Source organism: Kocuria rhizosphaericola (assembly GCF_044462205.1).
GTDB classification, from domain to species: Bacteria; Actinomycetota; Actinomycetes; order Actinomycetales; family Micrococcaceae; genus Kocuria; species Kocuria rhizosphaericola.
The window spans coordinates 17,106-42,027 of sequence record NZ_JBISWK010000003.1; the positions used below are offsets into that span (position 1 = coordinate 17,106).

At 64.4% G+C, this 24,922-nt stretch carries 26 protein-coding genes; 17 read left to right on the plus strand and 9 right to left on the minus strand.

Annotated features, from left to right (window positions below; genetic code table 11):
* Nucleotides 1-38: 38 nt before the first annotated feature.
* Both ACH9D2_RS00195 and ACH9D2_RS00200 read right to left on the minus strand, forming a co-directional pair.
* Nucleotides 39-338 carry a hypothetical protein gene (locus ACH9D2_RS00195; protein WP_396360692.1) on the minus strand — a complete coding sequence of 100 codons (300 nt, stop codon included), beginning with the start codon at nt 336-338 and terminating at the stop codon, nt 39-41.
* Nucleotides 335-958: a DUF6668 family protein gene (locus ACH9D2_RS00200; protein ID WP_396360693.1), complete on the minus strand. Its 624-nt coding sequence runs from the start codon at nt 956-958 to the stop codon at nt 335-337. Before ACH9D2_RS00200 ends, ACH9D2_RS00195 begins: the two co-directional genes overlap by 4 nt.
* Nucleotides 959-1,128: 170 nt before the next feature.
* Here ACH9D2_RS00200 and ACH9D2_RS00205 point away from each other — a divergent pair, with 170 nt between their 5' ends.
* The 4 genes from ACH9D2_RS00205 (at nt 1,129) to ACH9D2_RS00220 (ending at nt 4,499) form a co-directional block, all read left to right on the plus strand.
* Nucleotides 1,129-1,371 (plus strand): helix-turn-helix domain-containing protein, encoded by a 243-nt coding sequence (locus ACH9D2_RS00205; protein ID WP_251356605.1) that lies wholly within the window; start codon nt 1,129-1,131, stop codon nt 1,369-1,371.
* 394 nt (nt 1,372-1,765) lie between these two features.
* Nucleotides 1,766-2,806, plus strand: coding sequence for a MinD/ParA family ATP-binding protein (locus ACH9D2_RS00210; RefSeq protein ID WP_396360694.1), 1,041 nt, complete (start codon nt 1,766-1,768; stop codon nt 2,804-2,806).
* Complete coding sequence (locus ACH9D2_RS00215; RefSeq protein WP_396360695.1) at nt 2,806-3,918, plus strand: transglycosylase SLT domain-containing protein; 1,113 nt, start codon at nt 2,806-2,808, stop codon at nt 3,916-3,918. The genes ACH9D2_RS00210 and ACH9D2_RS00215 overlap by 1 nt, the downstream gene beginning before the upstream one ends.
* Complete coding sequence (locus ACH9D2_RS00220; protein ID WP_396360713.1) at nt 3,915-4,499, plus strand: hypothetical protein; 585 nt, start codon at nt 3,915-3,917, stop codon at nt 4,497-4,499. Before ACH9D2_RS00215 ends, ACH9D2_RS00220 begins: the two co-directional genes overlap by 4 nt.
* A 55-nt stretch (nt 4,500-4,554) precedes the next feature.
* Here the strand turns inward: ACH9D2_RS00220 and ACH9D2_RS00225 are convergent, their stop codons facing one another.
* The 4 genes from ACH9D2_RS00225 to ACH9D2_RS00240 are packed head-to-tail and all read right to left on the minus strand — an operon-like array spanning nt 4,555 to nt 7,011.
* Nucleotides 4,555-4,995 carry a hypothetical protein gene (locus ACH9D2_RS00225; protein ID WP_290468094.1) on the minus strand — a complete coding sequence of 147 codons (441 nt, stop codon included), beginning with the start codon at nt 4,993-4,995 and terminating at the stop codon, nt 4,555-4,557.
* A gap of 11 nt (nt 4,996-5,006) precedes the next feature.
* Nucleotides 5,007-5,600 carry a hypothetical protein gene (locus tag ACH9D2_RS00230; protein ID WP_396360696.1) on the minus strand — a complete coding sequence of 198 codons (594 nt, stop codon included), beginning with the start codon at nt 5,598-5,600 and terminating at the stop codon, nt 5,007-5,009.
* Nucleotides 5,597-6,583, minus strand: coding sequence for a hypothetical protein (locus ACH9D2_RS00235; RefSeq protein ID WP_396360697.1), 987 nt, complete (start codon nt 6,581-6,583; stop codon nt 5,597-5,599). The genes ACH9D2_RS00230 and ACH9D2_RS00235 overlap by 4 nt, the downstream gene beginning before the upstream one ends.
* A gap of 14 nt (nt 6,584-6,597) precedes the next feature.
* Complete coding sequence (locus ACH9D2_RS00240; protein ID WP_396360698.1) at nt 6,598-7,011, minus strand: hypothetical protein; 414 nt, start codon at nt 7,009-7,011, stop codon at nt 6,598-6,600.
* Nucleotides 7,012-7,260: 249 nt separating this feature from the next.
* On the opposite strand from ACH9D2_RS00240, the gene ACH9D2_RS00245 reads away from it, so the two are divergent.
* From ACH9D2_RS00245 to ACH9D2_RS00285, 9 genes are all read left to right on the plus strand, one after another.
* Nucleotides 7,261-7,476 carry a hypothetical protein gene (locus tag ACH9D2_RS00245; RefSeq protein WP_047802221.1) on the plus strand — a complete coding sequence of 72 codons (216 nt, stop codon included), beginning with the start codon at nt 7,261-7,263 and terminating at the stop codon, nt 7,474-7,476.
* 270 nt (nt 7,477-7,746) lie between these two features.
* Complete coding sequence (locus ACH9D2_RS00250; protein ID WP_396360699.1) at nt 7,747-8,850, plus strand: hypothetical protein; 1,104 nt, start codon at nt 7,747-7,749, stop codon at nt 8,848-8,850.
* A 127-nt stretch (nt 8,851-8,977) separates the two neighbouring features.
* Nucleotides 8,978-9,418: a translesion error-prone DNA polymerase V autoproteolytic subunit gene (locus ACH9D2_RS00255; protein WP_396360700.1), complete on the plus strand. Its 441-nt coding sequence runs from the start codon at nt 8,978-8,980 to the stop codon at nt 9,416-9,418.
* A 14-nt stretch (nt 9,419-9,432) separates the two neighbouring features.
* Entirely contained in the window at nt 9,433-10,692 is a 1,260-nt protein-coding gene (locus ACH9D2_RS00260) for a Y-family DNA polymerase (protein WP_396360701.1), read from the plus strand.
* A 463-nt stretch (nt 10,693-11,155) separates the two neighbouring features.
* Complete coding sequence (locus ACH9D2_RS00265; protein WP_396360702.1) at nt 11,156-11,314, plus strand: hypothetical protein; 159 nt, start codon at nt 11,156-11,158, stop codon at nt 11,312-11,314.
* 349 nt (nt 11,315-11,663) lie between these two features.
* Nucleotides 11,664-11,927 (plus strand): glutaredoxin domain-containing protein, encoded by a 264-nt coding sequence (locus ACH9D2_RS00270; RefSeq protein ID WP_396360703.1) that lies wholly within the window; start codon nt 11,664-11,666, stop codon nt 11,925-11,927.
* A 74-nt stretch (nt 11,928-12,001) separates the two neighbouring features.
* Entirely contained in the window at nt 12,002-12,331 is a 330-nt protein-coding gene (locus tag ACH9D2_RS00275; protein ID WP_396360704.1) for a hypothetical protein, read from the plus strand.
* 82 nt (nt 12,332-12,413) lie between these two features.
* Nucleotides 12,414-13,205 (plus strand): AAA family ATPase, encoded by a 792-nt coding sequence (locus tag ACH9D2_RS00280; RefSeq protein WP_396360705.1) that lies wholly within the window; start codon nt 12,414-12,416, stop codon nt 13,203-13,205.
* A gap of 32 nt (nt 13,206-13,237) precedes the next feature.
* Nucleotides 13,238-13,627, plus strand: a complete 390-nt coding sequence (locus tag ACH9D2_RS00285) for a hypothetical protein (RefSeq protein ID WP_336650707.1) — start codon at nt 13,238-13,240, stop codon at nt 13,625-13,627.
* Nucleotides 13,628-13,905: 278 nt separating this feature from the next.
* On the opposite strand, the gene ACH9D2_RS00290 is transcribed toward ACH9D2_RS00285, so the two are convergent.
* On the minus strand, nt 13,906-14,235 hold the full coding sequence (locus tag ACH9D2_RS00290) for an Lsr2 dimerization domain-containing protein (protein WP_396360706.1): 330 nt from the start codon (nt 14,233-14,235) through the stop codon (nt 13,906-13,908).
* Between the two features lie 525 nt (nt 14,236-14,760).
* Nucleotides 14,761-15,816, minus strand: a complete 1,056-nt coding sequence (locus ACH9D2_RS00295) for a hypothetical protein (RefSeq protein WP_396360707.1) — start codon at nt 15,814-15,816, stop codon at nt 14,761-14,763.
* 91 nt (nt 15,817-15,907) lie between these two features.
* On the opposite strand from ACH9D2_RS00295, the gene ACH9D2_RS00300 reads away from it, so the two are divergent.
* A complete protein-coding gene (locus ACH9D2_RS00300; protein ID WP_396360708.1) occupies nt 15,908-16,423 on the plus strand; it encodes a hypothetical protein in 516 nt (171 codons plus the stop codon).
* A 46-nt stretch (nt 16,424-16,469) separates the two neighbouring features.
* Nucleotides 16,470-21,281, plus strand: coding sequence for a DEAD/DEAH box helicase (locus ACH9D2_RS00305; protein ID WP_396360709.1), 4,812 nt, complete (start codon nt 16,470-16,472; stop codon nt 21,279-21,281).
* A 1,681-nt stretch (nt 21,282-22,962) separates the two neighbouring features.
* Here ACH9D2_RS00305 and ACH9D2_RS00310 read toward each other — a convergent pair.
* Nucleotides 22,963-23,346 (minus strand): hypothetical protein, encoded by a 384-nt coding sequence (locus ACH9D2_RS00310; protein WP_396360710.1) that lies wholly within the window; start codon nt 23,344-23,346, stop codon nt 22,963-22,965.
* Between the two features lie 204 nt (nt 23,347-23,550).
* On the opposite strand from ACH9D2_RS00310, the gene ACH9D2_RS00315 reads away from it, so the two are divergent.
* Nucleotides 23,551-24,141: a recombinase family protein gene (locus tag ACH9D2_RS00315; protein ID WP_396360711.1), complete on the plus strand. Its 591-nt coding sequence runs from the start codon at nt 23,551-23,553 to the stop codon at nt 24,139-24,141.
* Nucleotides 24,142-24,274: 133 nt separating this feature from the next.
* Nucleotides 24,275-24,763: a thioesterase family protein gene (locus tag ACH9D2_RS00320; protein WP_396360712.1), complete on the plus strand. Its 489-nt coding sequence runs from the start codon at nt 24,275-24,277 to the stop codon at nt 24,761-24,763.
* Nucleotides 24,764-24,922: the final 159 nt, after the last annotated feature.

A 24,922-nucleotide genomic window follows, 5' to 3' on the forward strand; every position in this document is an offset into this window, starting at 1 on the left:
CTTGCTCCTCGTGTGTGGGGGGCTGCGTCTGGTGGTGGTTATGCCCCGGCGATGAAGGTCAGGATCGAGGCTCCACCGGAGATCAGAGCCACGGCCAGGACGATCTTGATGATCCCGGATACTTCTTCAGTGGTCTCTCCACGGCGGGCGTCGAAGGCCATCTTTCCGCCGACCACCAGCAGGCCCAGCACAGCGATGCCCAGGGCGATCCATTTGCCGACACCGACCATGCGGTTCCAGGTGTCGCCGATGCCGGGAGGGGCCAGAGGGCTGGAGTCGGGCAGGTTGGCCGGCAGCGCCAGCGCGGTGTCCTGGGCGGCAAGTACGAGGTCGATCATTGGGGGGTCCTCTCGGAGATGAGTTCATCGACTGCCTCACCGAGGGCGGTGAGGACTTTCCTCGGCTCACGGGCCATGGACTCCCAGTCCGTGGCTCCGGTGAGTCGGAGTTCTTCGATCCACGGCACCACCCAGGTGGAGGGGACACCACCGGAGATCACGCGGGTCGCTGCTGCCAGGGGTTTCGGGGTCTTGCCCGGGGTGCCGGCTACGATCACCAACCCCGCGAGCACTACCTCCGGGTGTTGCCCGGAGGCCCAGTCCTGGGCGGCACGTCGAGCTGCTTCCAACCCGCCATGCGTCTGTCGGGCGAGAAGGACAACGACAGCAGACGGTGCCTCTGGGGTGGGAGAAGGCCAACGGTGATGGCATTCGACACCGCCCAGCAGCTCCCGGAAGGTGGTCTCTCCCGCTCCGCCATGGGCGCCTAACCAGTACGGACCAGCAGAGGACGTGGGGAACCGTTCGAGCCGTCGGTCGCCGTCCGGTGCGGAAACCCCCTGCTGGGGCGCCTGCGCCCCACGAAGCACCGGGGGCGACTCAGGGTGGGCCGCCTCCAGGAGCGAGACCGTCTGGGTCCCCGTGCCGGGTGCGACGAACCCCGCCCACCGATTGCCCATCTAGGCTCCTAAGTTGAATCCAGTGCACCGAGGTGCATCTCCATGGGTCACCCACGGAAACGAATTGAACATGTTCAACTATAGGCGGTTTCGAGCTATGGTGTGCAACCGTAAGCAACTTTTTCCCACTTCGATGTACCGGAGCCGCCGTGATCGCTGGAGCGCTCTCCATGACTGAGTCGCTGGACAGACTCTTCAACGGGCTGCCCGAGCGACTCACCGTGGCCCAGCTGACCGAGGTTCTGGGGCTGTCCAGCACCACGGTGACCTACCGGTGGCTGAGGGATGGGCGGGTGCCAGCCATACAGCTGGGCTCGCACTGGATCATCCTCCGGGACGACGTGAAAGAGCACCTGCGTGCTCACTACAACGTCTCTCAGCAGCCCAACCTCGGAGTGGGGGATACCGACTGATACGAAAGGCATCCCCATGGCGCAGGCGCTCGACCGTCCGCGATGCACCGCAACGATCACCGACGACGACACCGTTGAAGTCTCCATCGACGGTGTGGTGACCCCCCTGAACTCGATGGACGACGCCATTGCCCAGCTAACCGAGACCGCGCGTATCTTGGGTCGGCCCGTCAAGGTCGTAGCCGTCGACCCGTCTTCGGGAAGCGAACTCGAGACCTACCTGGTCGTTGGGCCTGACGGGGAGGTCTCCACCGACGGGACGGCCACCCGCCCCTCTCGGACCGGGCGTCGAGGCAGCCGTGCGGTCAGCCTCGATGAGCTCGTGCCCGCCGAGTCGGCCCCGGAGCCACTGCTGACCGAGCCCGAGAGTTCCTCTTTTGAGGAAGCCGAGCCGATGCCTTCCACCCTCGTCGTGCCGACTCTCGAGAACGCGTCGCAGCCCCATTCCATGCAGGCAAAGTCCATGCCCTCCAGCGCCCCGGCGCTGCAACCATCGGACACGACCGTCTGGGACATCGACTCCGCCCCCAGTTTCATCGCCACCGACAGCTCCCTGACCGACGCACCAGCCACCCACGGGTGGCGCAGAATGCTCAACCGCATCGGGATGCACCTGCCCCCCGGGCCGGCGGAAGTAGCCGAACGAGAAGACCTGGCCGCGGTCTCACGGCACTGGATCGGCTCCCGCACCATCGCGGTCGTCAACCAGAAGGGCGGTGCCAACAAGACCCCCACCGTTGCCCTGCTCGCCGCCCAGTTCGCCCGCCACGGCGGGGCCGGCGTGCTCGCCTGGGACAACAACGAAGCCATGGGCTCCCTGGGCTGGCGCACCGACGGCGCCGGCCACGACTCCACCGCACTGGACCTTCTCCACCACGCCGATCACTTCCTCACCGCCGAAGCCAAAGCGGCCGAGCTGGCCGCCTTCGTCCACCACCAAACCCAGGATGCCTACGACGTCCTGCGCTCCGACGAATCGCCGTCCAATACCCACGAAATCACCGGGGCCGAGGTGGACGCCTTGCACCGGGTCGCCGAGAAGTACTACCGGCTCGTCATCATGGACAGCGGCAACTCCACCCGGGGCGAGAACTGGGCGCACATGATCGCCCACACCGACCAGATCGTCATCGCCACCACCACCGAGTCCGACAAGGCCCAGGGCGGAGTCAACGCCCTCAAGGCCCTGCACGCAGGAGGCGCCCAAGCAGCCGATCTGGCCCGCAACGCCGTCGTGGTCATCTCCGAGCTGATGCCCTCGCACAGCACCAAGGCCCACGCCATTGCCCAGGAGTACGCCCCGTTCGTGCGTGAGGTGGCCATCGTCCCCTTCGACCCACACCTGGTGCAGGGCCGCATCCACCACCGACAACTACGTCCAGCCACCCGCCGGGCCTGGCTGCACGCCGCGGCCCTGGTCTCCCAAGGCTTCTGATGGCAGGGCCCCGCCCCCGAACCCTCGGCGTGGCGGCGCTGCTTCTTCCCGGACTGCTGGTGGGCCTGATCATGACCGTGACCATGCTCGTGGCCACCCTGGCCGAGGAGGAAGACGCCGCGGGCCTGTCCACCAGCTGCACGGCCACCGCCGTCGGCACTAACGAGAAGGCCAATGTGGTGTCCGTTCCCAACGGCTGGGGGCCGCTCGTGGACGCGGCCGCCAGACAAGCCGGACTGTCGGCCAGTCTGGTCGCCGCGCAACTGGCGCAGGAGTCCGGGTGGAATCCGGACACCACCAGTCCCGTCGGCGCCCAGGGCCTGGCCCAGTTCATGCCCTCGACCTGGAACACCTACGGCGACGGCGGCAACCCCTTCGATCCCGAAGATGCCATCGCTGCCCTGGGCCGCTACATGGCAGCCCTGAAAAGCCAAGTTCAGCCCATCGCCGGGGACGATCCGGATGAGCTCGTGCGGCTGACCCTGGCCGCCTACAACGCCGGACCCGGTGCGGTGCAGCAGCACCACGGCGTCCCGCCCTACCCGGAGACCCAGCAGTACATCGAGAAAATCCTCGACGGCGCCCAGGGGAACTTCTCCGTCGGCTGCAAGGCTCCTACCGGCGCGAGGTCCTGGGACGGTGACCTCGGTGACGGGCAATGGACGACCCCGTTGCCCGGCGGTGTCTTCACCTCCGGGTACGGCGGCCGCGCCCTGGCCGGTGTCCCGTCCTGGGCCAACCAGCACGTGGGCGTGGACATCGCCACCCCTGGGGCCGGCAACGGCAGCGGCGGAGTCGTCGTTGCCCCCACCAGCCTGCGAATCACCGGGTTCAACGCCGCCGATGGCTGCGTTATCGCCAAAGAGAACGGGTCCGACCCCGACTTCGGCTTCGCGTTCTGTCACCTGCACTCCTGGGACGTGACCAAGGACCAGAAGCTCAAACGCGGGGACATCATCGGCGTCGAGGGCAACCGCGGACGCTTCGGCATGGCCACCCACCTGCACTTTGAGATCTACAAGCCCGGCGCCCCCGACCTCGTCTTCCCCTACCAAGGGCACAACCTCGACCCCGAGCCCATCCTCAAAGAGAAAGGTGCGTGGCCGAGATGATGCGCCACTCATTCAGCCTCGCCGCAACCCTGCTGCTGTGCGCATTGCCGCTTACCGCCTGCGACTCGCCCAGCGAGGCCCAGCAAAGTTCCCCAGAAGCCACCGTCTCTACCGCGCCGCTACAACTGGGCGAGGGAACTTTCGCCACCCCGGACGACGCCGACCGAACCGACGTGGATTCCACCGCCGAGGTCGCCGCCCTGATGCTCCACTTCTGGGACACCGCCACCGACCGCACCGAGACCGCTGCCGCGATCCGGGCCAAGCCGCTAATGTCCGCCGACTGGGCCGCGCATCAGGTCGAGCCCGAACGCAACGCAGCAGGTGCCCCGTGGCTCGCGGCCGCTGAGCACCAGGGGTACAGCGCACCCACCATCGTCCCCGTCCACGGCGACGTCAATCAGGACGTCGCTCCGGACAAGGCCATCCGCGCCTACACCGTGGAATGGACCTGGAATACCCGCGACGGGGCCACCGTCCACGAAACGGGTCGTCGGCAGGTCACCCTCTACCTCGAGGAGCACGACGGCCAGTGGGAAGTCGTCGGCCATCAATCCCGCGACATGGGTGACGCCGAGTAGGTAGATGAACGAAGGAGGCTGGCCCTGCCGTTGTGGCGGGGCCAGCCTCTTTTACCTACTGTGTGGAGTCGTCCTGAGAGGAACTTTCCTTCTTCTCGATGACGTCCAGGATCGCCTGAAGCCCTTCAGGATCGATCTGACCGAGGGCCCGGGCGGCGAAGTTGCGGACCTCGGCTCGCCGGAGGGCACGGACCGTGTGGAGTTCTTGCTCAACCTGCTGAGGGAGCGGCCCATCTTCCTGCACGAGGTATCTCGGGTCCACCCCGAACACTTCCCCCAGCGCCCGGAGCAGTTTCTCGTCGGGACGCACCCGGATGTCGGCTGTTTTCAGGTAATGCCATTTCGTCCGTGAGATGGCCACGCCGCGGTCTTTGAGGCCTTGCTGGATCGTGGTGAAGTCGTAGGGCTGGCCGGCTTCGGTGCGCAGGGTATCCAACAGCAGGTTGATCTTGTCGGCCAAGATCTGGGCTGAGCGTTCCCGGTTGGCGTCCCCCACGTGGTTTCTCCTCATGTCACGATCCAGGCGTAGATGCTGCCCAGGAAGGCCAGCCCGTAGATGAAGCCTGAAAGCACCTGCGGACCGGTGTGGTCCTGGAGTCGGATGCGGCTCCAGCACACCGCCAGGCCCACCGGAACAAACAGCAGCCCGACAACACCCCAGGATGTTGTCAGGGCAACAATGGTTCCGCCCATCATCATGCCGTGCCCGGAGATCTTCCACCACGGACTCACCACAGCGATCACCAGCCCGGCCAGGAACGTGGCCACGAGCAGCGCCACGATCTCGATCGGTCCCTGCAGCAGGATCGCCGCCGTGAGGTAGCTGAGGACCAGCACCAGCACCCCGGCCATCACCGGTCGGCGGTGCTCCTTCACGCTCACGTGGTGGTCAGTGAGCACCCCTCGGCGCACCAGCATGAGGACCACGGCCAGCGGAACCCCGCACACGATCAGGGCCGCGCTGATTCCCCACCACAGCGAGGCGGCAGATGGGTTCGCCCCCCAGGGCAACGCGATGAGCAGTGCCGCCAGCAGCACCGGAGGCTGGAAGGCTTCCGTGGCGGTTCTCTCCCAGCGGGGGACGACGATCGAGGTGCTCATGATGTGAGTGCAAATCTCCTCTCGGCGGCCTGCAGGGCACACCGTTGCTTGTCCGACAGGCCTACGTTCTCTGCCCGCAGGGCGTCTTCGACGGCAATGACGGCACTATAGAGAACCTTCTGGGGATCAGCCGACAGAGCGCTGGACCAGCCCGGAGGGCGCCCACCAGGGCTCCACCGGTCCGCGCCGAGTTGGGCCCACACCGGGGCGATCCTCAGGATGTCCATGCGCAGACCCATCTTCAGGCGCCGGCCTTGGGCGTAGAGACCCAGCCACGCCACGGCCAAGCACACCAGCACGGCCCCGGGCAGGAAGACCGGACCGAACGAGGCCCGCAGGGCCACAGCTACAGCATCCCACGTGCCTGAATACCCCAGGACTGCGTAGCCGGCCTCGAGCGTGCAGCCGAGCACGAGCAGAGAACCTCCCACACCCAGGCCGAGCAGGGCCGGCCACAGCAGGCGGTCGTGCCCCGGCCGGCGCAGGGTGAGTTCCCGGAAGGCGACACGGGCTACATCGGCGGCGTTCCAGGCTCCCATCGCCATGATGAGCAGCGTGTAGACCAGTGTGCCGCCCTGGGCAAGATGGTCCGGGATGAACGCTCCCGAGGTCGGGCCCCGGTCGATCGAGAAGAACGCTGCCGTCAGCCCCAGCAGCAAGGCACCACCTATGGCGGCCTCCCGCATGGTCCGCGACCGGCTCCAGTCCCTGCGCTGCAGGGACTGCACCAGGGCCGCCCGCAGGCACCATACGGCGCTGAGCGCGAGCAGGTTGCGCACCAAATGGAAGATGTTCTCCCCACCCAGCCACGCATCCACGGTCCGTTCGGGAACCATGACCCCGTTGGCCGAGAAGGCCAGCGCCGCCAACGCCGTGCCCACCCAGACGAAGTCCACTCGGCATCGCCGCGCCACTCGTGGCAGACGAACGACCACTGCCACGGCGGCGAAGAGGCACGCCACAGCTTTGAGCAGACTCAACACCGCTCCAAGGCTCATCAGAAGGCCTCGAGCAGAGGATCTACCTGCTGGGTCAGCCGGGCGGCCAACCGCGTGGCGGCGTTCTCTGCCGCGATCTCCTGGGCCGTCCAGGTCGAGGAACGCCCGAGAAGGGTCTTGATCCGCCGGGAGCCCCCGATGTGGGCGAAGGCATTCCCCAGCGTCAGCTCGCACCCACCGTGCATGAGGAGGATGTGTCCGTACTCGTGCAGGATCACGTGCCGGCGCAGCAGCTCGCTCTCACCGGCAGCATGGAAAATCCAGGACCGCTCAGCCTTCTCCAACCACAACCCCGTGACGTCCTGACCCAACCACGCAGGGGCGGGCTCGATGTGGATGGGCTTGCCGTGCCGACGCTGCACCTCCAGATGAAGACCCTCCCAGGTGAGATAGTCCGGCAGCTCAGCCAGCACATCGGAGTCGGAACAGGAACCAGTTCCCCCTAGCCAAGACATGCCCTCCAGGCTACCCGGAACTTGAACATGTTTATGTTGAACATGTTCAACATGTATTAGGGTGGATGCATGCCGCGCAGCACTTTGCGCCTGGCCGTAGATGACTCAGGCCATCGCTGCTTGCCTCGTGTACCGGAGGGATGAAAAATCACCGAGACACACCTGATACCGCTATCGGTAGCAGTGTCGATATGCCATGATCGACCCATGACCGAGTACCAGCAGCCGAAGTTGCAGGGCCACAAGGTGGCCCTGATGGCGCGTGTGTCTCCAGAACAGCACCGCGCGGCGATCGAAGCATCGCACCAGGCGGGGCTCAGCATGGCCGAATACATCGGCGCCTTGATCGACCGCGACGCTGGAAGGTCCAACAAGCTCGACAACAGGGAGGAGCCGCGCCTACCGCTGGCTAATTCCGCTTAAACGACTGACGACCCGCCTGGCAGGGCGGGCCGTCGAAGTCATTCGGCTGTCTCAGGTCGCCAAACTCGCGACAGCCGTTCCAACAGCTAACTGAATCGGAACCTGTCATGAATCCAATACCAGGGGACTGTTGTGTCCCCTAGTGTACCTGAGGCGCGTCCGCAAATGGACCCCTCTTCACTCAGTCACGCCGATTTTCGGTCACATTCCACCCCTGACGCTGCCCTCGAGGCCGCTGGGGAGTTCCCCTCACATCGCCGGCGGGTGCGGGTGGAACACGAGCAGTCCAAGGCCGTCGTGCTGCGGGCGGTGCCCAAGGGTTGCCAGCTCGCCAAGCACGTCGCCGCCTGGCGCCGGGCTGTGCTGGAGCACCCCAGCCTGGAGTTGATCCGTGCCGATGCCCGGGCGAACCTGCTGGCCGTGGTGGAGATCATCTGCTGCCAGCAGAACCCCGCCTCGCGCACCTGGCGCACGACCTGGGACTGGGTCGCTGCGAAGATCGACCGCTCCCGCTCCACCGTGGCGCGGGTGATCCGTCACCTGCGCGAGTGCGGGCTGCTGGCCGTGGTGGCCACCGGCCGCAGCGCTGCCCGCACCCCGCGCTCCACCGGCCGCACCCAGGGCGAGGCGCCCGTCTACGCGCTCATCCACAACACCGTCCAGCCGGCAGGTGAGCCTGTGGAACTAACTGACACCCCGGTCCCCACGAAGTGGGAGAGTCTTTCCCCGCACGCGCGCGAAGAGCTTTCCCCGAAGGACGCGGCTTCGCCGCGACCCACCCGAAAGCGCGCCGCGCAGCGGCGCGAGGTGGTCGCCGCCCTAAGCCGTCGTACAGCCCCGCTGTGGCCTCGTCATGCGACGACGGAGCCTTTGACGAGGCGGGGGATCCGTCGGGCGCGGAAGGAGACTCAGCGCGCGGCTGCCCTGGAGCTCCAGCACGAGGCCATCGTGCTGCGCCAGCTCACCACCGCCCACGTCGTGAGCGTGTGCAAGCCGTTCTTCGAGGCCGGATGGACCATCGCCGACGTGCTCACCGCCCTGGACTGGACGCCTCAGGGCACCCGCTACGGCTTCCTCACCGTAGCGGGCATCGAGAATCCCGGAGCCTGGCTCACCGCCCGGATGCGCGCCTGGACCCACCCCGACGGCACCCCGCTGCGGTCCCGCGACCAGCGTGTCGCCGCCGAGGCCGCCCAGCGCCGCGCGGCAGCACGGGCGGCCGCCGAACGCTACGCGGCCCGGACGGCTGCCGCCGAGGCCGTCCCCGCGTCGGCCCCCGCGTCTGGCCCCCGCCGGCCGTTCCGGCAACGCTGGGCCGCCCAGATCGCCGCCGGCCAAAACGAAGCGGCTGGTGCGCCCGCCTCGGCTCCGTAGCCGGACCCTTGGCGTGTCCGGTCGGCGGGGAAGAATCCGCGTCATCGGCACCAGCCAAACCGTATATTTGTACGGGTCTATTGTGTTTATGGGCTGAGCTTTAGAATATGTGTTCTATCCTGGCGGCATGAGACACCCAGTACCGCTCACCATTGACCGCCCCGCGCTGGTCTCTGCGGTCCTGGTCCGAGTCCCGGCTGGCTTCCCCTCCCCTGCCCAGGACAGCTTCGACGACGGCCGGATCGACCTCAACGAGGTCCTGATCAGAGACGTGACGTCCACCTTCATCCTCCGCGTCACCGGAGACTCCATGGAAGGCATCGGGATCTACTCCGGCGACGAAGTCCTCGTGGACCGCTCCCTCACCCCCCAAGACGGCGATGTCGTGATCGCCGTCCTCGACGGGGACTTCACCATCAAGACCCTCCACGTCCACCCCGACCGGGTCGTGCTGCACCCGGAGAACCCGGCCTACCCCGACGTGGAGGTCCCGTCGCTGTCGACCCTGCACATCTGGGGTGTCGTGGTCTACGGAATCCGCCACATCAACCAGCGGAAGCTGCACTAGGACGGTGTTCTGCGGTGATCGCCCTGGTCGACGTGAACAACTTCTACGCCTCCTGCGAGGCGCTCTTCGAGCCCTCCCTGGCCGGCAAGCCACTGGTGGTGCTCTCCAACAACGACGGCTGTGTCGTCGCCCGCAGCGCGGAGGCCAAGGCCCTAGGGATCAAGATGGGCGATCCCTGGTTCCAGCTGCGCGCCGACGCGAAGCGGTGGCGGCTGGAGAAGCGTTCCTCCAACTACCAGCTCTATGCGGACCTGTCGGAGCGGGTGATGCTGCTCCTGGCCCGCCACGCGATGGGCCAGGAGGTGTACTCCATCGACGAGTGCTTCCTCCTCCCACCCGACGGCACACCCGAGGAGCAGGTCCGGTGGGCGCGCCGGCTCAAAGCCACCGTGGCCCGCAACGTCGGACTACCCGTGAGCATCGGGATCGCCAGCTCCAAGACCCGGGCGAAGATCGCCACCGAGGCCGCGAAGAAGCTGCCCGCCACCGGTGGAGTCGTCCACTGGGACCAGGCCCCGGCGGGGTACTGGGAGAAGCTCATGGCGGCCCTGCCCGTCACCGAGGTCTGGGGCATTGCCGGACGGCTGGCCAAGCGTCTGGAGGCGATGGGGATCGAGACCATCGCCGACCTGCGCGATGCCGACCCGGTGACCATCCGGCACAGGTTCTCCGTGGTGCAGATGCGCACCGTCCTGGAGCTCAACGGGTTCCCCGCCATCCCCGTGGAGGACGAGGTGGCCACCAAGCAGCAGATCCTGGTCTCCCGATCCTTCCCAGACCCGATCTGGGATCCGGAGATCGTGGGCCAAGCCGTGGCCGAGTTCGCCCAACGCGCCTCTCGCCGACTCCGGAAGGAAGGCGAGGTCACCGGGCGGATCACCGTCTTCGCCAGCACGTCACCCCACCGGCCCGGGCCCGCGCACAACGTCTCCGCCCAGGTGCGCCTGGCGGTGCCCACCAACGAGCCCACTCCGCTGGTGGCCGCGGCCCGGGCCGCATTGGTGCCCAAGCTCATGCACGGGATGTCCTACATGCGCGCCGGCATCCTCTGCGCGGACTTGGCCCCCGAGGGCGCCGTGCCCGTTCTGCCGGGGGTGCTCGAGCAGCCGGCCCAGATCGGGGAGCTCATCGACGCGGTCAACCGCCGCTTCGGCACCGGCACCCTCGCCCTGGGAAGGCTCGGCGCCCACTCCCCTGCCCCCTGGACCAACCGCCAAGCCGATCTCTCCCCGCGCTACACCACCGACTGGAACGAGCTCCGCACCGTCTCCTGAACACGCACTTCTTAGCTGGGCCGCACTAGGACTGACCTACTCCCCCAGCTGACCAAGGCGACAGTCCTCCCTGGGGCCGGGTTGGCGAACGATGGCTGCCGCACATTTCCTCGGCCCTGGCGGGCCTCCAAAATGATTGCCCAAGGGAAGCTGCGGGAACCTACGAGCCCGGACTGGACCGCGATCACTACCAGCACCTTGTTTGCGGTCGAGGTGGCGTACAACTGTGATGGGGTAAAAGGATGTTTTGGAGTAAATTGAGGCTAATACTCCGATTCGGTGGTGTGAGTGGTAGAGGTGTCCAGGGAGAATGAGAGCTTTGGGTGTCCGCTTAGCCCTCTAAGCTCCGACGACTCAGTCGTCCTCTGAGCACTGGGGTCCACGAGAAGTAGCAGGCTGGGGTGAGCCGGCATCCGCGCGCTTCGACGCATGCCCACCCCGCTGAAGCTTTAGCAGGGTGGGCATGAAGAAGGAACCCAGCATGAAGATCGTTTGCATGATCAAATCCACGGCGACCCAGGAGGTTGAGGCGGAGGGCAAGGATTACGTTGCCGCCCGCGAGCAGCTGCTCGTGTCCATCTCCGAGGGATCCGAGCTACTCCGCGTCCGCAGGGGTTCTTAGACGGCCGCCCTTACGCGTGATGTCCACGCGGATGCTGACGATCCCAGCCGACTGCTCGTTGGTGGGGGTTTTTGTCCGCCCGACCGTTCCCAATCTATTCCTCAAAAGCATCCATTAACGCCATTTACTCCATTCATGTAATGGAGCAAACTGAGGGTAAAAGTATCGAAGTCAGACCGGTTGGCGAGGATGGCCTCACTACTTCGACATCGCCCACGTGCTCTACCCGCACGGTGTTCCCGGTGCCGGCACCGCCGGAGTCGTTGCCGTACTCGACGACGACGGTGCGGTCGCCGGGCACAGCCTCTACGTCCAGGACCTGCTCTTCCATTGAGCCCAGGAGGGCATCATGACCACCATTACCCTCTACACCCTCCCCGGGTGTGTGGATTGCCAGGCTGCCGGCCAGGCCATGGACCGCAAGGACATCCCCTTCGGCCTGATCAATGTCGCCTCCCTGCCCGCGGCCGCCGACTTCCTCCGCGGCCTGGGATACCAGGGAGTGCCCGTGACCGTCGTCCGCGACGACGACGGCACCGTCTGCGACCACTGGCACGGCCTGCGCCCGGACAAGCTCCACGCCCTGGTGCGACAGCGAACCCAGCTGAACTAACCCGTCGCCCGCAGATCCACGGCGCCCCCCACGCCCGGACCCCGCGAAGTCCACCCGCCCCCCAGGAGGACGCCATGACCATCCAGCCCGAACACCCAACCAGCAAGCTCCGGGCGACCGCCCAAGAAGCGGCCCGCGCCGCCCAGGAAGTCCTGGCCGAGATCGAGAAGCTGCGCGCGGCCGCCCAAGCCGCTGCCGACAGCGAGAAGTGCACCCAGTGGCTCACCCGCCACGCCCAGCGCCTCGAGGTGCTGGCGCGGAAGGCCCAGCGCCTCGCCGATGCCGCCACCGAGGCGTGCCTCAACGCCGGCCACCTCGACGGGGAGCACCTGGTGGAGGTCACCACCACCGCCTGTCGCGCCCGGGACGACCTCTACCGCGTGTACTTCTCCATCACCGCCTGAGACCCGCCAACACACCTCTGCATTCCATTTACTCAACGACTCCATTTACTAAACTGAGGCAAACACTCAAAGGAGGCACCGTATGGACATCCTTGCCACCGTGCTGCAGAAGGGTGGCGTGGGCAAGACCACCACGGCCTACCACCTCATCCGCGCCGCCCAACGCGTGGACAAGCGCGTGCTCGCCATCGACATGGACCCGCAGGGCAACCTCACCACCGCCCTGACCCCCGAGCGGCTGCCCCTGGATGAGGTCAGCCTCGCCGATGTCATCAACCCGCAGCAGGCGCCGGGGGAGGAGCCCGTCACCCTGGCCGACGTCATCGTGTCGACCATCTGGCCCGGTGTGGACCTGGCCCCCACCGTCGGGCGGGCCCTGGCGATCATCGAGCAAGAACTCACCCAGGCACCCCGCACCGAGGAGCGCGCCCGGACCCTCCAACGCGCCCTTCAAGGCGTGGGGGAGCGCTACGACCTGGTCATCATCGACTGCCCGCCGAATCTGGGCATGCTCACCGTCAACGCCCTGGTGGCCGCCCACGGGGCCGTGCTGGTCACCGAGGCCGGCCTGTTCGCCGCCGACGGGGTGGCGTTGATGCGCGACACCATCGGCTCCGTCCAGCAGCACTACAACCCCGACCTCACGATCCGCGGGGTGCTGCTCAACAAGTGGGAGCCGGCGACCCTGGCCGGGCGCGAATGGCGACTGACCCTCCAAGAAGCCCTGGGGGAACAGCTGCTGGACCCGCCCATCCCCAAGCGCGCGGTGATCCGCGACGCCATCGAGACCGGTGACGCCCTGGACCGTATCAAGGGCGGCCAGTCCATGGCCGAGCTCTACACCCGCCACCTGGCCAGGATCAGCCGCCGGTGAACCCGGCCGGCACGAAAGGAACGACCCTCAGCATGAGCACCGCAGGACGCCGCCGGAAATCTACTTTCCTCACCGGCCAAGACGCCGTCGCCCCCTCCATCACCGACACCACCGCCCCTGCGCCGGCGCCGGAGGCCGCAGCACCCGCCGCACCACAGGAGACGGCGCCGGCGCCTGCGGCCGAGCAGAAGAAGGGGAACGCCACGGACACCCGCCGTCGCCTCCAGGTCCAGATGGACATCGACGACCTGGCCGAACTGCGCTCGGCCTACAACCACGTCGCCCAGCGCGGGCAGACCCTCAGCGACTTCGTCGCCGGCATCATCACCGACCGGATCCACCAATACCGCGACGAGGTCAACGACGGGCGGCCCTTCGGTGGTGCAGGCACCGTGACCCGGGGCCGCCCTCCCAAGTACTAGCCGAACATACAAAACCCCATTTACTCCATTAATAAAATGGAGTAAATGGGGTTTTTTGGGGAAATACCTACGCAGTCGAGCCGGCGGCCCCGTGCCCGATCACGGCGAGCAACTCGTCACCGGCTGTTCGCCGTGCGGAGGAACCGCCGTGATGGCCTCCGTGTTCGAGTCCTGCCCCGAAACGTTCCATGGCCATGTCGCAGCGATAGCTGGCCAGCACCGGGCCCGCCGTCACGAACGTCAGGAAGGCCGAGTGCTGGCCGTTGGGGAGGGGAGGGCTACTGGGCGGCGTAGTAGGCGTCCTTGACGGACTGGTGAATCCGGCCGCGGTCGGAGACCTCGTACCCGTTCTCCTTCGCCCACGCCCGGATCTTCGCCGTTTCCGGGTTACCACCCGAAGAGGAACGGGTCCCGGTAGCTCGGGTGGGCTTGCTCTGGGCTCGTCGGCCAGCGGCGGCGTAGGGGCGCAGGGCCTCCCGCAGCTTCTCCGCATTAGCAGTGGAGAGGTCGATCTCGTACTGTCGGCCGTCCAGGCCAAACTGGACGGTCTCTTCAGCAGGACCACCCTCGAGGTCGTCCTCCAAAATGATTTGCACGCTCTGGGCCATCACGGCACCTTCCCTGATTTCATCATGTCTTTCGCTGAAATACGCCCACAAGCGGAATCTCCAGCACCGAATCACTTCCTCGCATGCCTTTGAGGGCAGCTAAGGTGGCGCCTGTTGTGCTGCACGTTTCCAGGCGCGGACTCACCTTACCGAAAAAGCACTCACTCTAAAAACGACTTAGGAGGCAACGGACACGACCACATAGAGATTATCGAGAGCGGCTCCCACCGCTGGTCTCACCTCACCTTGATATGCAGGGTTCGTGCAGCGGTTATAAGAAGTCCATACGCTGGCTTGGCAGGAAGGTTTCAGCCTTTGTTGCGTAAAACCCTGAGGTTCATGCAGATTTCAGCGCTCAGGGAAGGGAACTCCTGCGGGCCAGGGGGAGGGAAGATCAAAGAAGCTCAGGGGCGTCGTGCGAGGTGTCTCGTTCCGGATCTCGGTGCCGATCAAGATGGACATATTCCATGTGGGGAGAGCGTCGAGCTCATGGCGGGTGTCGGGGTGAACCCACAGGTTGGGTATTTAGTTTCCTATGGAGTAGGGCTGCAACTGATTCACCATCAGTACCCCAGCGACGTTCTGACGCCGCCATCCGGCAGGAGAACGCCAGTACCCATCCGGTGTACGGACTGATCGAGTCGTCGACCGGCCGTCGGGCAGATATTGGACTTCCACACTTTCCCGTCCGTAAAGAGCGTTCATGACGTGGAAGTGGTCATCGTCAAACATGTAGGTGCCCAGTGCTACCACGAAGGGGTAAGCCAGCGTCCCGTATGCGGAACCTTTGCGGGATAGCGCGCGTTTGATCGACGGTGCGTCATCGATCACCCCGGCGGATCTGCCGCCGAAGGCTCCAAGAGCCCGGAGGCCAGGTTCACCACGGGCCTCGGGGGATTTCGGCATGACCTCGAAATGGAGCGTCCACTCGTCGCGGGACCACTCCAGGGTGGGACGTCCCTCGTCACCCCAATCGTCTTGAGCTTGTTGAGTGACTTCGTCCGGGTCCAAGGTCTCCAACCACTGCTCCAGTTCCCGGCGCAGGGGCTTGGCCGGTAGGGGGCGAGGCCCTTGTTCTCCGACGTTGACCCACAGGAAGAAGTTCGGGCTGTCGAGTTGGTCCAGGGCGTCGTACACCTGCTTGAGCCGGTTGCTGTCGGCCACGTCGGCATTGCTGGGGGAGATGGAGCGGGCCTCCACATAAATGCCGTGCCCGTCTTTGGTGGCCAGGAAGTCCGGACGCCGTGAGGTGCCTTCCAGGACGGGGTGGGGTTCGACCCGGTATCCAGCTCGGAGGAAGGATTCGTGCAGGTACAGCTCCAGAAATGCCCCCTGGGACTGCCGGTGGTCCGGTGACCTCAGCCGTTTGGACAGATCAGCAAACGACTCACGGTCCAGGTGGGACGCCCAGTCCTCAACCAGTTGCCGCACCTGATCCCAGTACGTTCCCTGAACGCGGTTGAGGAACTCCGCGCTGCTTTCCGCATGAGCGGCCGGGGACGAATTTGTGCGAACGATGTCATCGAACACTCGACGGATCGGTTCGGGCTCTGCGCTGAAGGCGTGACTGCTGACGTCCATGGTGTTGTCCTATCAGGCCAAGCCGACACCTTTGGTGCAGCGGGGGCCGCTGGTACAGGCCGCCTGTTGTGCCGGCCCATAGGATCGCGTGATGGATTCCTACCTGGAGAAGTCGCCGAATGCGGGTCGGATGGGCAAGGCCGCGGAGTATCTGGTCGCCTCGTTCTGCATCCTGGTCTCCCAAGGGCGGCTGAACGTCTCCACCTCGATGGTTGATGACGAAGGCGTGGACCTGGTGTTCCACCAGCGCGGCGGGACCGCGACGCTGGCGGTGCAGGTCAAGGCTCGGATGCTTTCCGGGACTGTGGCCGCACGTGGACGTTTCCAGGCGTTCGTGCGGTCCCAGACTTTCACGCCTCGGAGTGACCTGGCGCTGCTGTTCGTGGCCGTGGACGACGAACACGGCCAGCTGCGCCAGGCATGGTTGGTGCCCAGCGATGAGTTCGACCAGCGCAAGGGCACACCCACCGCACAGGGGCGGTATCGCTTCTCTGCGTCCCTGAAGCCGGGAACGCAGGACCAGTGGTCGCCGTACCGGCTTGGCCCGCTCCAGTTGCCCGGGGCGATCCTGCGGTCCTTGGACGGGCTGGAGGCCTCTGACCGGTAGATTCGTCGGTGCCCCCAGTGCAGTCCAGTTGTAGGAGTTGAGCCCGGTGACGACGTCGGTCCATGAAGTGATGGAAGCGTTCCGGCAGGAGCGCACCAACTACGACCGGGGAGCGAAGTTCGAGGAACTGATGGTCCGCTACTTCGAGCTGGACCCGATCTACTCCTCGACCTTCGATCGGGTGCTGCGCTGGTCGGACTGGGAGGGCCGTAACGGCCAGCCCGACACCGGGATCGACCTGGTGGCTCGGCATCGGGGTGATGGGTCGTGGACGGCGATCCAGTGCAAGTTCTACGAACCCCACCACTACGTGTCCAAGGCCGACATCGACTCCTTCCTAGCCGCCTCGGGCAAGGAAGACTTCTCCAACCGAATCATCGTCTCCACCACCGAGCACTGGGGCGGCAACGCGGAGGAGACGATCAAGAAGCAGACCATTCCGGTGCAGCGGATCGGGCTCTCGGAGATCGCCGCGGCCCCGATCGACTGGCACGTGGCCTGGCCGGCCGAGGACCAGCTCGAGGTCGATCTCAAGCCGGCAGCCAAGCACCAGCCGCGCCCGCACCAGCAAGAGGCGATCGAGAAAGTCACCGCCGGCTTCACCGCCCACGACCGGGGCAAGCTGATCATGGCCTGCGGCACCGGCAAGACCTTCACCTCCCTGAAGCTGGTGGAGACCATGGCCGTCACCGCTCGAGAGCAGGGGAGGGCCGGGGCGTTCCGGGTGCTGTTCCTGGTCCCGTCGATCTCCTTGATGTCCCAGACGCTGCGGGAGTGGACCGGCCAGACCGCGATGCCCATGGCCTCCTACGCGGTGTGCTCGGACACCAAGGCCTCCAGGGCGGCCGAGGACATCTCCACGGTGGACGTGGTGATCCCGGTGACCACCGATGCCACCAAGCTCGCCCACGCCATCACCGGGGAGGTGGGGGACCCAGAGGTCTCGGTGGTGTTCTCCACCTACCAGTCCCTGCCCGTCATCCACGACGCCCAAGCCCAGGGGGCGCCGGGGTTCGATCTGATCGTCTGCGATGAGGCCCACCGCACCACCGGGGCCACCCTGGCCGGGGTGGACGAGTCGAACTTCGTGAAGATCCACGACGGGTCCTACATCACCGGGTCCAAGCGGTTGTACATGACGGCGACCCCGCGGATCTTCGCCGAGGAGACCAAGGCCAAGGCGAATGAGAATGCCGCGGTGCTCACCTCTATGGACGACGAGACCGTGTACGGCCCGGAGTTCCACCGGCTGGGCTTCGGTGACGCTGTCGGGCGCGGTCTGCTGACCGACTACAAGGTGCTGGTGCTCACGGTCGATGAGGAGTACATCGCCGGGCCTCTGCAACAACAGCTGGCCGATGAGAACCACGAGCTCACCCTCGATGACGCCACCCGCATCGTGGGGTGCTGGAACGGACTGGCCAAGCGCACCGGCCACAACGGCGCCGGCGGCTTCGGAGCGGGGGAGAAGCCGATGCAGCGCGCCGTGGCATTCCTGCGCGACATCAAGACCTCCAAGCGCCTGGCCGGCACCTTCGAGGAGGTCATCGACGCCTACGAGGCGGCCGGCGACAACATCCTGCGGTGCTCGGTGGAGCACGTGGACGGGACCTACAACGCCCTGGAACGCAACCACCGCCTGGACTGGCTCAAGGCCCCGGTCCCGGAGGGGGAGTGCCGGATCCTGTCCAACGCCCGGTGCCTGTCCGAGGGCGTGGACGTCCCAGCCTTGGACGCGGTGATGTTCCTGAACCCGCGCAACTCCGTGGTTGACGTCATCCAATCCGTCGGCCGGGTCATGCGTAAAGCACCCGATAAGGACTACGGGTACATCATTCTGCCCGTGGCCGTGCCGGCCGGAATGGCCCCGGAACAGGCATTGGCGGACAACCAGCGGTTCAAGGTCGTCTGGCAGGTCCTGCAAGCGTTGCGGGCTCACGATGACCGGTTCAACGCCATGGTCAACAAGCTGGACCTGAACAAGTCCCAGGCCACTGACAAGCTGATGATCGGCCACGTCGGCGCCGGAGACGGCGAGGACGAGTACACCGACTCCACTTCCACGGAGCGGGAGCAGGAGGACGCGCTGCGCCGCGGCGTCCAGGGGATGCTCAATCTCGAGCTGGAGTGGCGGGATGCGGTTTACGCGAAGATTGTGGACAAGGTCGGTACCCGTACCTACTGGGAGGACTGGGCCAAGGATGTCGCCGACATCGCCGGCGCCCAGCAGACCCGCATCCGCGCCCTCGTAGACCAGGCCGATGATGAGGTAGCCGAGCAGTTCGCGGTATTCGTCAAAGGTCTGCGGGAGAACCTCAACGACAGCATCGATGCTGAGTCAGCGATCTCGATGCTCTCCCAGCACCTGATCACCAAACCGGTCTTCGACGCCCTCTTCGAGGGCTACGACTTCGCCGCCCACAACCCGGTCTCCATCGTCATGGACACCATGGCCACCGCCCTCGAAGGCCGTGGCCTGAACGCAGAGACCGAGAAGCTGGCCGGCTTCTACGAATCCGTGCGCATGCGCGCGGCTGGAGTGGATAACGCCGAGGGCAAACAACGCATCATCGCCGAGCTCTACGAAAAGTTCTTCAAGCTCGGCTTCCGCAAGCAGGCCGACGCCCTGGGCATCGTCTACACCCCCACCGAGGTCGTCGACTTCATCCTTCGGGCTGCCGACGACGTCTCCCGCGCCGAGTTCGGCCGTGGACTGACGGACGAAGGCGTGCACATTCTCGACCCGTTCACTGGCACCGGGACCTTCATTACCCGCCTGCTGCAGTCCGGGATCATCAGCGAACACGACCTGGCCCGCAAGTACGCCTCCGAGCTGCACGCCAACGAGATCATGCTGCTGGCCTACTACATCGCAGCCGTGAACATCGAAGCCACTTACCACGCCATCGCCGGCGGCGGCTACCGGCCCTTCGAAGGCATCGTCCTCACGGACACCTTTCAAATGAGCGAGCACGGAGACACGCTGGACACGGCGATGTTCACCGCCAATAACGACCGCGCCGCGGTCCAGCTCGAGGCTCCGATCAAGATCATCGTCGGCAACCCGCCCTACTCGGTAGGCCAAACCAGTGCCAACGACAACAACGCCAACCTCGCCTACCCCACCCTGGACACGGCAATCGAACGGACCTACGCGGCTCGGTCCTCAGCCGGCCTCAAGCGCAACCTCTACGACTCCTACATCCGTGCCATCCGCTGGGCCACCGACCGTATCGGTGACTCCGGCGTCATCGCCTATGTCACCAACGGCGGTTGGATCGACGCCAACACCGCCGACGGCCTGCGTCTCACCTTGGCAGAGGATTTCTCGAGCCTCTATGTCTTCAACTTGCGGGGCAACCAACGGAGTGCTGGAGAACAGTCCCGCAAGGAGGGCGGCAAGATCTTCGGCTCGGGCAGCCGCAACACCGTCGCCATCCTGGTGGCTGTGAAGAACCCGGCCCATACTGGTCCCTGCCGTATCCACTACAGGGATATCGGCGACTACCTCACCCGCGAAGAAAAGCTCGACGGCATCCAGCAGTCCACCCTGAACACCATCGACTGGGATGTCATCGAACCCAACGAGGCAGGGGACTGGACCAGCCAACGCAACACCGAGTTCACCACCTACACACCCTTAGGCGACAAAAAATCCACGACCGGGGCAACGACTGTTTTCAAGACCTACAGCCTCGGCCTATCCACCAATCGTGACGCCTGGTGCTACAACTCCTCGCGCACCGCAGTCGAAACCAACATGCGCCGGATGATCGACGTCTACAACGCCCAGGTGGAACAGGTGCAAACGGGGGCCATGTCCCTCGAGGCCATTGAGGCAGATCCGAAAATCATCAATTGGAGTCGTGCTCTCCGCAAGGACCTGTCTTTGCACAAGAAGCACGATTTCAAGACGTCAGCCGTTCGTCTAGCTATGTACCGGCCGTTCTGCAAGCAACACGTGTACTTCGATCGTGGCCTCAACGAGATGGTCCTGCTGATGCCCTCCATGTTCCCAACATCGGAGCATAAGAACCTTGGAATCATCCTCACAGGGCCCTCATCTCACTTCGAATTCACGCCGTTCATCGTCGATGCCCTCCCGAACCTCCACACCTTGGACACCGCCCAGTTCTTCCCGCGCTGGACATACGAGAAGATCACGGTGCCCGAGGGACAGCTCGCCCTCGGCGGCTCTTCCAGCGATATCGATGAGTACGGGTACCGAAGGGTCGACAACGTTACTAGCGACATACTTGCGGACTACCGCGCCTCCTACGGAGACGAAGTAACCAAGGACGATATCTTCTACTACGTATACGGCATCCTGCACTCCCCCCACTACCGTTCCACGTACGCCGCGGACTTGACGAAAATGCTTCCGCGCATCCCTAAGGTCGCCAGTGCCGAGGACTTCAGTGCCTTCGCCGAAACGGGTCGGCAACTTGCCAGTCTGCACCTCGGATACGAGATGGTGGAGCCTTATCCGCTCACGGAGCTAATCAGGGACGGAGCTCCCACGGATGCTGCTGCTCTCTACCGTGTGACGAAGATGAAGTACGGGTCTGGCAAAGATAAGTCGAAACTCGTCTACAACCCCTGGATCACCCTCGAGCGCCTCCCCGCAGAGTCCCACGGGTACATGCTCGGGCCACGGTCAGGGATTGACTGGTTGATCGACCGTTACCAGGTCAAGGTCGACAAGAAGTCCGGCATCACCAACGATCCGAACGACTGGGCAGCCGAACACGGGGAACCCCGCTACATCCTTGACCTGATTAAGCGCGTGACGACCGTCAGTGTCCAAACGGTGAGGTTGACCTCACAGTTGCCGAAACTAAACATTTCGACGCACTAAGTCGTCGACGACTAAAAGGTCTGTGGCACACAAGATTTCAGTGTGGGAGTCAATCGCATACTGGTTATAATTAACTTAAACAAGCTATTGATCGATTCTTAGTACTTTTCGTGCTGCTTTCTCAAATTTACGCCGCGCATCTGCGTTTCGTGTATAGACTTCTTCTATCTCAATTTCCTCTTGTTCAGGTTCGGGGTCCGTAATTAAGCGACAGGTTAGAAGCAGCGCCTCCGCTGGTTCTGCCAACCCCATATGCGTAATCCGCAGAAGAGCTAGTTGGTCCCATGCGGCCTGCTGAGCGTCTGACCACCGTCGTCCTGCTCTTTTGAGCTCATTTTGCCCTTCGTCCGGTCCGACCGACCATTGTTGATAAGCATGTGCCATTGATATCTCGGCGTCCCATGCGCGCCTAGCATTCGCAGAAAACGAGACTATGAGATCTCTAAGTTCTGGACGGATGGCGCGTCGGTCCTCGCCTCGTTGCTGGATAAGCGTAGCGAGAAGAGTTCCCGCAACGCCGACAGCGCCTCCAATCACTGCGCCGATAAGGGCGAACGACCCTTCATCCACTGCACACCCCTCCCTTTTTCTCTAGCTGAAGATTGATTAGGAGCGAGCTACTCCATTCAAGACGGTGTCTTTTACAGAGGGTATCCGACGCGAGAGAGTTCGTTGGCGACTCACGTTTATGCACTTCTGCCCCTACCGGCCGTTTGTCCATCACCCGTTGTCACCTCAACCACGGGGGTGCTCGGGGCGGGCTGACGTGCCTAGCCAGCTCTACCATTTTGTGGGACGTAACCAGACCGCTGATTGAGGAGACCAGCATCAGGGGGACTGGTGTACCCCGGTTCCGTGGAGTCGCGTAAGGCATGCGTTACGAGGTGAATCGGCTGCCCGAATCAACGGTGTGCAGACGGTATCAATCTTGGGGAGGTGATTACCTCTGCGGCGAAGTACCACCAAGGACTCTATTTCAGGTATGCAGGCTCGTGTAAGGAATATGGGTGCAGTACAAACCGCCATTTCCGGCATGTCTAGTTTTGGGGTTGTCACCGTCTTTCCCTAAGTCGTGATACTCAAGCCATCTAGCGTGTTTTAGGTCCACCCGAAGCACTCAAGCAAAGTACGAGAAAACGCTTGTACGAGTTGGCTAATTCCTGGCGTTCAACCCTAGAGGACTCCTGTGCTCTCCACATGGATTCCGTAGCCTTCAATGCAGCTTGAGCGGAGTTGACGTGGTCCACAGTGGCATACCTTACGGGGTCGTATGAACTGCTGTAGTCGGCCTCGTGGCGGGCTCGTTGGAGGTCAATGAAGGTCTCTGCCACGAGAAGGAGCTCGTTTTGGATGGGTTGCCTGGGGTCGCGGCGAAGCAGTAGGACGGGTCCTCGCTCCGATTTGCTAAGCGGGTGTTTGTTTGAAGCTGCAGTAACCACCCACGCCGCTGCATCCGCAACTCCTGTGTGGGTGAACCAACGCGTAATGTTAGCCACATCATCCTCTGAAGCATTGGGAACGGCTGCAAGAACACCATGTCGCAGAATTTGGTGATAAAGAGCGTAATAGGCGGTGGATGTAGATCGGCGTAGATCGGAGAGGGCGGGGCGTCCTTGACCTGCATCTCGGCCAGCAAGCTTATATGCAGTTTTGATAAGCCCAGATGGCAAGATCGGAGAACTCATGCTTTGTGGTCCTCTGACGACGAGTTTTCCGGCGAGTCAAAAGCTTCAGGAATATCGTCGGGGGCTACCTGGTCGACGGGGGCATCCTTCATCGAAACTTCGACGGCTGTGGGTCCGGAAAGGAAAGCATCGTTGGCCGAGGCAACTTCGTCGAGTGCAAGTCGCGCCTTCCTTTTCAGCTTTTGGGTGACCTCAACGGGCCATCCTTCTTGAGTCGATTCAGGGGCGGTGAGGTAGAGAGTCACCCTCCATGAGGTCGTGCCGTCCGGATCCTCCACCTCTCGTAGGTCGACTTCTTCGATAGCAATCGAATCCTCGCTGGTGTGGAGAAGGCGGTCTCGTAGCTGTTTCGCAATGTCTTCTGGTTCAAATTGGGCCATGCCTCTCAGTCTGCCGTATGTGGAACGTCCAGGGATCTACTTCGACTGGTGTGAATGTCTCACATCCCATGGGATGCAAGACGTCTCGTCCGGGAAATTCGCGGCCGCATGTTTCTGCGGTTCGGCCTGTCTCGCATCCTTGTGCTTTATCCATGCCCCTAGAATCGGATACTCAACGTCAGTTGCGAGACAGATGAGGTGGATATGGGGAAGCTGATCGGGTACGCGCGAGTGTCGACGCGGCAGCAGTACGCAGACCGTCAAGTGTCTGACCTCCTGGGTGCCGGCGTGCGGCGCGATGACATCTATGTCGACAGTGGAGTGTCTGGAGGCCGTGCTTCGCGTCCGCAGTTCGACCGAGCGGTCGCTGCACTCGAGTCGGGGGACACTCTGGTCATCACGACACTGGACCGACTGGGACGCTCGACGCAGAACATGCTGGCCTTCGCCGAAGCACTGCGGGTGAGGGGAGCGGGGCTGCGGGTGCTCAACCTCGGTGGGGGAGACGTGGACACCGCCACCCCAATGGGTTCGATGGTGTTCACCGTCATGGCCGCCCTGGCCCAGATGGAGTTGGAAATCAAACGCGAACGGGTCACCGACTCGGTGGCCAAGCGCAGGGCCGCGGGCAAGGACCTCGGCGGGCGTCGGCAGACGTTCACCGACTCCCAGATCCGTAACGCGCTGCGGCTGATCGACGGTGGGGAGCCGGCTACCCAGGTCGCCCGCGACCTCGGCATGTCCCGCGCCACCCTCTACCGCCGCATCCGTGAACTCCCCATGCCTGCCATCTGAGGTTGCGGTGGACTCGGGATCCGATGTTGTGCAACACGTTCTCTACCGTGCAGTGAGAGCCGCTCCGCACCTTCGCGCGTGTTCGGCCTCGGGGTTGCCTGGGCGCTTTTTTCGTCGCTGGTAGCCTCGCCGCATGCCTCTCGCCGATGAGCAGATCGTGTCCCTGCAGCTGCGCTTTGACGACGTCAATCTGGCCGGTCATGTCGGGAACACCGCGATTGCGCGCCTGATCGACGAGGCGCGGATGATCTTCCTCGGCTACCCGGAACCGGGTCGACCGGGAGACCGCCACGGCGTGCTGGGTGTCCTCGATGAGCAGGTCGACAGGCTGGTGGGCCAGCAGACCGTCGAGTTCCACGATGAGCTTTGGTACTCGCCTGAGCCGGTGGCGGTGACGATGTGGGTCACCCACATCGGGACCTCCAGTTTCTCCCTCGCGGCCACGATCAGCCCCCGGGTGGGGCACGCCCCTGTGGTCACGTCGGAGGCCACGATGGTGCTGGTGGACCGCGGCACCGGTGGTGCCTGGCCGATCGACGACACCGTTCGTGGACGGCTCGCACGATATCTGGGTGATCCGGTGGTACTGCGGCCGCGGCCGTCCCAGAGATCCCGTAGCTGAGAGGGCCGGCAGGGAAGGAATGTCGCTGAAGGCCATCGAAGACCAATTGTCGTCGGGATTCGGGGACACGACGGTCAACGCCTCGACCACTGATCGGCGTCCAGGTGCTCCGTTGCTCAGGCAGCGTCCCGGGTGCGGCATGACTGAGGCGGGCCTCCC

Bases quoted from the DNA above. Each gene is read 5' to 3' on its own strand.
- ACH9D2_RS00195 (WP_396360692.1), bottom strand. From the start codon at position 338: ATGATCGACCTCGTACTTGCCGCCCAGGACACCGCGCTGGCGCTGCCG.
- ACH9D2_RS00200 (WP_396360693.1), bottom strand. From the start codon at position 958: ATGGGCAATCGGTGGGCGGGGTTCGTCGCACCCGGCACGGGGACCCAG.
- ACH9D2_RS00295 (WP_396360707.1), bottom strand. From the start codon at position 15,816: ATGGACGTCAGCAGTCACGCCTTCAGCGCAGAGCCCGAACCGATCCGT.
- ACH9D2_RS00205 (WP_251356605.1), top strand. From the start codon at position 1,129: ATGACTGAGTCGCTGGACAGACTCTTCAACGGGCTGCCCGAGCGACTC.
- ACH9D2_RS00230 (WP_396360696.1), bottom strand. From the start codon at position 5,600: ATGAGCACCTCGATCGTCGTCCCCCGCTGGGAGAGAACCGCCACGGAA.
- ACH9D2_RS00320 (WP_396360712.1), top strand. From the start codon at position 24,275: ATGCCTCTCGCCGATGAGCAGATCGTGTCCCTGCAGCTGCGCTTTGAC.
- ACH9D2_RS00265 (WP_396360702.1), top strand. From the start codon at position 11,156: ATGAAGAAGGAACCCAGCATGAAGATCGTTTGCATGATCAAATCCACG.
- ACH9D2_RS00275 (WP_396360704.1), top strand. From the start codon at position 12,002: ATGACCATCCAGCCCGAACACCCAACCAGCAAGCTCCGGGCGACCGCC.
- ACH9D2_RS00310 (WP_396360710.1), bottom strand. From the start codon at position 23,346: ATGGCCCAATTTGAACCAGAAGACATTGCGAAACAGCTACGAGACCGC.
- ACH9D2_RS00300 (WP_396360708.1), top strand. From the start codon at position 15,908: ATGGATTCCTACCTGGAGAAGTCGCCGAATGCGGGTCGGATGGGCAAG.
- ACH9D2_RS00270 (WP_396360703.1), top strand. From the start codon at position 11,664: ATGACCACCATTACCCTCTACACCCTCCCCGGGTGTGTGGATTGCCAG.
- ACH9D2_RS00315 (WP_396360711.1), top strand. From the start codon at position 23,551: ATGGGGAAGCTGATCGGGTACGCGCGAGTGTCGACGCGGCAGCAGTAC.
- ACH9D2_RS00280 (WP_396360705.1), top strand. From the start codon at position 12,414: ATGGACATCCTTGCCACCGTGCTGCAGAAGGGTGGCGTGGGCAAGACC.
- ACH9D2_RS00215 (WP_396360695.1), top strand. From the start codon at position 2,806: ATGGCAGGGCCCCGCCCCCGAACCCTCGGCGTGGCGGCGCTGCTTCTT.
- ACH9D2_RS00220 (WP_396360713.1), top strand. From the start codon at position 3,915: ATGATGCGCCACTCATTCAGCCTCGCCGCAACCCTGCTGCTGTGCGCA.
- ACH9D2_RS00290 (WP_396360706.1), bottom strand. From the start codon at position 14,235: ATGGCCCAGAGCGTGCAAATCATTTTGGAGGACGACCTCGAGGGTGGT.
- ACH9D2_RS00245 (WP_047802221.1), top strand. From the start codon at position 7,261: ATGACCGAGTACCAGCAGCCGAAGTTGCAGGGCCACAAGGTGGCCCTG.
- ACH9D2_RS00210 (WP_396360694.1), top strand. From the start codon at position 1,766: ATGCCTTCCACCCTCGTCGTGCCGACTCTCGAGAACGCGTCGCAGCCC.
- ACH9D2_RS00255 (WP_396360700.1), top strand. From the start codon at position 8,978: ATGAGACACCCAGTACCGCTCACCATTGACCGCCCCGCGCTGGTCTCT.
- ACH9D2_RS00285 (WP_336650707.1), top strand. From the start codon at position 13,238: ATGAGCACCGCAGGACGCCGCCGGAAATCTACTTTCCTCACCGGCCAA.